The organism is Alphaproteobacteria bacterium (assembly GCA_019746225.1).
GTDB lineage: Bacteria > Pseudomonadota > Alphaproteobacteria > Paracaedibacterales > VGCI01 > VGCI01.
In genome coordinates this window covers 23,002-29,001 of the sequence record JAIESE010000025.1, presented here as the reverse complement: position 1 = coordinate 29,001, position 6,000 = coordinate 23,002, and the positions used below count along the sequence as shown (strand labels likewise).

The 6,000-nt window shown below is 46.1% G+C and carries 3 protein-coding genes; 1 reads left to right on the top strand and 2 read right to left on the bottom strand.

Translation table 11 applies throughout. From position 1 onward, the window contains the following. The coding region (lpxK, locus tag K2Y18_04765) for a tetraacyldisaccharide 4'-kinase (protein ID MBX9805050.1) at positions 1-926 on the top strand (926 nt) is incomplete at its 5' end. A gap of 195 nt (positions 927-1,121) precedes the next feature. On the opposite strand, the gene K2Y18_04760 is transcribed toward lpxK, so the two are convergent. Both K2Y18_04760 and K2Y18_04755 read right to left on the bottom strand, forming a co-directional pair. Then, on the bottom strand, positions 1,122-3,962 hold the full coding sequence (locus K2Y18_04760; GenBank protein MBX9805049.1) for a translocation/assembly module TamB: 2,841 nt from the start codon (positions 3,960-3,962) through the stop codon (positions 1,122-1,124). A 1-nt stretch (position 3,963) separates the two neighbouring features. After that, positions 3,964-5,847, bottom strand: a complete 1,884-nt coding sequence (locus K2Y18_04755; GenBank protein ID MBX9805048.1) for a BamA/TamA family outer membrane protein — start codon at positions 5,845-5,847, stop codon at positions 3,964-3,966. Positions 5,848-6,000 lie beyond the last annotated feature (153 nt).

Here is a 6,000-nt window from a genome sequence, read left to right as displayed (position 1 = left end):
TGGCGCCCTTGAGCTGGTTTTATAGGGGGGCAACATTCATTCATCAAAGTCTCTCGAAACCCTATCGAGCTTCTGTCCCGGTCATTTCCATTGGAAATTTCGTGTTAGGCGGCGCTGGAAAAACACCCCTGACCATTGCGGTTGCGAAAAAGCTCCAAACCATGGGCCACACTCCCCACATCATCAGCCGAGGATATGGCGGATCCCTTTCCGGACCTCTCCAAGTAGACCTTGATCACCACATTTTCCAACAAGTCGGTGATGAACCTTTGCTATTGGCAAAGGTCGCGCCCACATGGGTCTCCCGGAATCGACGTGCCGCCGTTGATCTTGCCATAAAGGCCGGAGCAGATATACTCCTCCTCGACGATGCTCATCAAAATCACACCATACACAAAGACGTCCAAATTGTTGTTGTGAATGCTTCCCAAGGGTTTGGGAACGGATGCATTTTCCCAGCTGGCCCGTTGCGACAATCCATTTCGTCTGGGTTAAAGAATACTTCCGCCCTTGTTTTTGTCAGCGACGATAAAGACCCCTTGCCAGCTACTTTATCCCCTCTTCCCTGTCCCCTCATTCGCGCTAAAATCGTGCCTCTTGACCTAGAACCAATCGCTGTCATAGGTTTCGCTGGCATCGGATACCCAGATAAGTTTCGCCAAACACTTCAAACGGCTGGATATAACGTGAAAGGATTCGTTACTTTCCCTGACCACCATCCCTACACGGAAGAAGATTTGCGCAAACTCAGAATGCGCGCCCGCGTCGAACGAGCATCCCTCATCACGACCGAAAAGGATATGTTGCGCATCCCTGCCCCCTGTCGTGCAGAAGTTCTCACTCTTCCCATTGGAATGAAATTCCAACCTCGAACCGCGTTAGAGGATTTGTTGAAGCAGGTCCTGGGAACATATTTCATATCATAAAAGTAACTATGTCATTGCGAGGAGCGCCAGCACGCAAGGGCTGGCGGGACGCGGCAATCCATGTATTTGAAATTTTCAACATATTCTTTGTTGCAAGATTATTAGAATACATAGACTGCCACGTCGCATTCGCTCCTCACAATGACATAACTAATTGATTAATAAAAATATTCTTCTGCCTTATGCCCACGCCCCCTAATACTTCTTCACCCACGCAAAACCGAGGTTAGAGTTTTTCTCCCCCCCAACGCCTGCTTCTATTTTTAACGTTGGCGTCACATCATACTGAATAATGGCCGTAGTTCCGCCCTCACCACTCACAGATTGATCTAAAGAGAGATAAACTTTATCCGTAATTTGTTTGCCCACGCTTACCAACTGCGTGGCGGATTTAAATTCATCATCATCAGGATTCTTTCGTTCTTTAAATTCGAGAATATCCAAACCAAAGGCGGAGCGAACTTTCTCCGTGAAATTCAAATTATTTTTACCCTTAAATGTATTTAACGCATTAGCCAAGAGAAGGCTTTGAGTTACAGACATACTCTCGATGCCCTTAGCAAATAAAAGCCGCGCTAGTATTTCTTCTTGAGGCAACGCTGGGGATGAAGAAAACGTAATTTTGGGGTTAGAGGCTTGTCCTTCTATTCGCATGGTCGCTGTCATTTCACCTACGTCCCGCGTTCCCACAATAGACAATATTGGGTCGTTTTTCGGCTCTGGGGAAAAGGTAATCCGCCCTTCAGATAATTTAAGCGGTTTTCCAGCTAAGTCAAATTTACCCCTAACCAATTCAATTTCTCCAACCAACCTTGGCTCAGTAATCGTCCCAAGCGCCCGCATTTCCCCTTTCCATTGGGCATCAAATCCATATCCTCGAATAAAAATTTGTCCCGGCGAACTCAGCTTAATATCTAAGGGCAAAAAGGACGATCCTTTGACAACTTGCGCCTGCTTTTGATGTTCAAAGGCGGTTTGGAATGTCCCATTGCGTTTTTTCTCAAGCAATTTAATCGTCACGATTTTTTCATCATGTTCATCAAGACGCACCTCAAAAGGTTTAACGACAACATCACCCGTTATCTTGGCCTTTGTGTGCTCATCACCCCAAATGAATCCCCGCAAATTCAACACACCACTCGCTTTGCCGGATAGCTCATCATTTTGAACAACAATGAGCTGATCGAGATTTAGCTGAAGATCGATATCTGGATTCAGAAGTGTGGTAAATTTTACACGACACTGCCCGTTCACGCGCCCCTTTGAATTGTCTTGGCCCGTTATGCTTGAGACCGTCACAGTATCCCCTGAAGCACTGCCTTGGATTTTGATATTTTTAATCAAGGTCCCAAAAGCTGCGTTCTCATAGAGCCCATTCACAACCGATATCTGACCTTGAATAACCGGCTCTTTGATTTTACCTTTGGCCAGTAAATCGAGGACGGCATGTCCTTGGATAAGGTCTTCAAAAGGTAGAAATAAAGAGATTAGCCCTACATCCCCTTGGCCTTTGAGCGTAGATTCAAGAGTACTTGTCGCCGTCGGAAACCATTGATCGACAGACAGCTTACCTTCGCAAATGAGCGAGAGCATTCGGCCACTAATGACCTTAACTTGCCAGCTTAAAAAGCCTTGGACCAATCGGAAGGTGCTCATTATATCTATAGCAAATGTACGATTGGGCACGCCCTTTCGAGACTTCGTTGGCAGGCCCCATTGTAGCGATTTTCCCTCCAAGGAAAGTGCAATATCAGGGGCATCCATAGTCCCTTTTAGAGCGCCCTTACCGGACAAACTGCCGGTAGCAATCCACTGTGGATCGATCACCCGAAGAAGAGTCAAAGGGAGCTTTTCAATGGAAATATCCCCCGAAAGTTGGTCCCCTAAAATCAAGTCTTGAAGGGTGATAACGCCATCGGATGTGGTTAACCAAACTTTCTGGGTCTTTAAGATACCATCTCCCCAAACAAAAGTTGCTGGTTGCTTCAAGGAGAATTGGTGTATGGGATGGGTTAACTCCGCCCTGTTCAAGGTGATCTTTGTGTGTGGTGAATCAAGTGTGGCATAATTCACAACGCCTTGCGTCAATAAGGAAATATTTTGTTGGCCCCGGCCTATCACTTCAAATGTAGCTTTGACTTTATCAATGGTACCCGTCGATGTTATTGTCGTCATAGGAATAGCATTCACAACGGCATCTTTCGCCTCCATCGACACTTTAAGATGCTTTTGTGAATCCATTTCCCCATGAGCTTTCAAGGATTTTGCCCCAAACGTCCCATAGTGAAATCCCTCAAGAGTTAAGTCTAAATTCCCTTCCCCTTTTAGGGTTTGTTGATATTTTAGTGTGGCTGCCCCTTGCAGACCTTTTTGAACCCACCTGTCATAGGGAGCCAAGTTGGCCGTGTGAAGTTCAGCTTCCCCTTCCCAACGGCTTTGTTTTGGAAACAACATGACCTGGCCTTGCCCCTGAATATCCTTACCTACCAAATGAATCTTACTGATCTGTAAGCGTTGGGCATCAAGCTCCTCAAGGAGCAAGGTTAAGGTCACTGATTCTTGTCCATCATGGAAGATTGCAGTGATGTGGCCTTTTAATAAATCAAGAGTAGGGAAGTCGACGTTAAGGGAGGTGATTACTCCATACGGTCCAAGAGGTAGCCCATCACCTTGCAGATTCGCAAATAAGGCATGTTTGCCAATAACGTAAGTCAGATCACCGGCAAGCTCATTGCCTCTTGTCAACGTCACTTTAATCTCTTTGGTCATCAATGACGGCATCAACCAAACCACGGAAAGATCGGAAACCATCGCGAGGCGCTCTTCCCCGTCCTTGAATTCTAAAGAAGCCACTGAAAATTGAAACGGAAACAACCCACGAATCCCCTCAACTTCGATAGTATAGGGGGAGTCTTTCACAGGCTGATTCACGATGAATCCCAAAATAGATTTTTTGGCAAATTGGGATTGGAGCAGAAATAAGCTTATGCCTAAGACCGCGAGAAACATTCTAAAAAACCATCCCCAAAACTTCATCTTAAAATGCTTGCCCTACACTTAAATAGAATTGATATGCAGAATCTATGGGCTTGGTTGACCCATCCCGACGACGCTTCATCGGCGTTGCGATGTCAAATCGAATAGGGCCAATGCCTGTATAGTACCGAATACCGGCTCCCACACCCCAAAGACGCCCTTGACTTGATACATCGGGAGTTGCATTGGAAGAAACGCTCCCGGCTTCTGCAAAAACCACGAAACCAATGGTGTCTGTGACCTTAAATCTCCCCTCGAGGCCATATTCCAAGACCGACCGTCCACCAATGGGAATGCGACTCGTATCCAGCGGTCCTAACAGCTTATACCCATAGGCCCGCACTGAACCTGCGCCACCTGCATAAAATCGCTTATTCGGTGCTAAATTGTCCAAAGAACTCACAGCAACCGTTCCCCCATGGACCCACCCAGCGAGTATGACTGTGTCTGGTTTGATGATTCTTAAATAATAACTGCCCTTTGCACTTGAAATCATGAGGCGTGAGTCCATCCCAGACTTCCCAATGTAAGGCGTTACGTAGGCGCTAAAACGCCCCCCCTTAGTTGGATCAATCAAATCATTGCTCCCATCCATTTGGAGCTCAAGAGGAAAACCGATCAACTGATTAAGGTAACGGACCCCCGCACGCTTGACTTTTCCGGTCTCTCCTGTGACGCCAACCATGCCTTTAATGGTATCAGAAAAGGGATGCTCTAGACGCGTTCCAATATCAAGAGATCGGCTTTCATACGCCCGATTTACCTCTCGGGTTGCCCCGATTTCATTACGCAAAAATTGCTCAGCGGCAAAAAAATCCGGGATATCGAAATCAATCTTGGCCTTACTCAATCGCGGGGAAGCTTTGATCATCAATCCTAGATTTTCTCCAGAGCCAAAGATGTTGCGATGAGACCAAAAAACTTGTCCTCCAAAGCCTTCCGTTGTTGCATATCGGACGCCGGCCCCTATTGTCCGCGGGGGGCCTTCTGCTAAATTCACGGTCAATGGTACAACTTCTGAGTCTTGCGCACTTTCATCTGGCTTAATTTCAATCCCAGAAAACAAACCTGTTCCCATCAATTTACGACGTGTCTTTTCCAGCTCGCGTTCATCAAACTGCGCCCCCTCTTTCCAAACGAGGCGGTTACGAACGAATTGCGGGTCAAGATTCTTTAATCCTGTGATCTCTGTTTTTCCATAGCGGCTGGTATGTCCAGGATTCGCGCGAAAAACAATATGTAGACTTTTCTTCTGTCGGTCTATTTGTCCTTCAGGCCCATCCATCTCTGCAAATGGATAACCATGATCTCGCAAGTACTTAGCAAGCCGTTGATTTGCCTCTTTAATGCGTACCAAATCTACTTCGTCCCCTTCATGAAGTTGAAGGGTTTTAGATACCTTGCTCGGAATGAGTTGCAGGGGATCGGCCCTGTCTTCCTTAGCGGTCACCGTAAGGCCCGAAATTTGGTAACGCTTCCCCGTTGCATAAGTCACAGTTACAATTACAGGATCAGCTTTTTCCTGGACAACAAAGTCAACTTCCCCATCAAAATACCCCCTTTCGAACAAAGCTTGTTTGAGGCGCTCCCCATCATTTCGAATCCGATGGTAAAGGGCATGAAGACTTGTGGGGGGGCGAGACTCTAATTTGATGAGAAGAGAAACTTCTTTTAAATGAGTTTCCAACTCTGAGTTCACGTTTTCTGGAACCTTTGATTTTATCGTTGTTTTGTAGGGAATACTGGGCAAATCAAGAGCGACTTTTTCTTCAATTTCCATCTTATCAGATTCAAAAAACCAAGAGCACCCCCCCATCAAGGGAAGACATATTAAGAGCCAAAATCCGGGAGAAAATACCCATGCAGAAGCTTTCTGGTACCACAAACCAGGGTATGCAACAGTCTCTCCTTGATTTTTCTGAACGGTGATTTCCCCGACTCCTCAATATTTTGTTCTCATATGAAGCAGTGCTTCAACAAAGTTGAGTATAGCAAGCCAAAGTGCAATGATAAACTAGGAATCCAGGGAAATCATAAT